Origin of the sequence: Autumnicola edwardsiae (genome assembly GCF_031846505.1) — a bacterium.
Classification (GTDB): Bacteria; Bacteroidota; Bacteroidia; order Flavobacteriales; family Flavobacteriaceae; genus Autumnicola; species Autumnicola edwardsiae.
In genome coordinates, this window is record NZ_JAVRHP010000279.1 from 1 (window position 1) to 750 (window position 750).

Consider the following 750-nt stretch of genomic DNA (forward strand, 5'->3'; position numbering starts at 1 on the left):
TAAACTAATCATGCTACCCCGAGCAGCCCACTCCATTAGTTAAAAAAGCATATCATTCTTAAAAATAGGTGCTAAAACCTAGGTACCAGGTGGCCGTTTTTGTGGCTGGATTATTTAAAATGTCATTCTGCCACTGATAACGATAATTCAACCTTAAAACCGTTGCAGGTGACGGTCTAAAACTTATGGAAGGAGTAACCGCAATTAAATCATCCCCTATATTTGTATTAGTTTGAGTGAAGTTACCAATATTAAAATCAACATAATCTGTCCGAGCGGAGACGTTTAAGGATGCATTTTCCCAACCGAACATTTTCTTTTGCAACACTGGTTGAACTACATCCAGAAAAAATCCTGCTTGTTTATTTCCAAACTGTTGCGTAAATGTTTTTGGCACATCCACCCACACATAAGCGCCTTCTCCAACAATATAAGTGCCGGTTGATTCAATAGTAGTGCTAAGATCAATAGCGAAGACATCCACCCTCCTATTCTTTTCATCTATCTGTAGTCCATCTTCCATTACACGATTGTATGTACCGCCCATATAAGAAAAACCAACCTCACCTATATTTCTATTTCCTATAGCGAGTTTTGTAGTAATTAAAGGGTCACCGCTGAAATTTTCTTCAAAACGCTCTTCATTTTCTTTAACGGATGAAAGAGAGGTTCGATCTTTTGAATTATTAATTAGTCGTCCCTTAGAAATGCATTTCTAGCTTCATATTTCGATTTTGGCTGATTGAATTT

Annotated in this window: 1 protein-coding gene; it reads right to left on the minus strand. The window is 37.2% G+C overall.

Annotation, left to right across the window (positions count from 1 at the left end; genetic code table 11):
- Nucleotides 1-58: 58 nt before the first annotated feature.
- A complete protein-coding gene (locus tag RM529_RS17640) occupies nt 59-523 on the minus strand; it encodes a hypothetical protein (protein WP_311486042.1) in 465 nt (154 codons plus the stop codon).
- Nucleotides 524-750 lie beyond the last annotated feature (227 nt).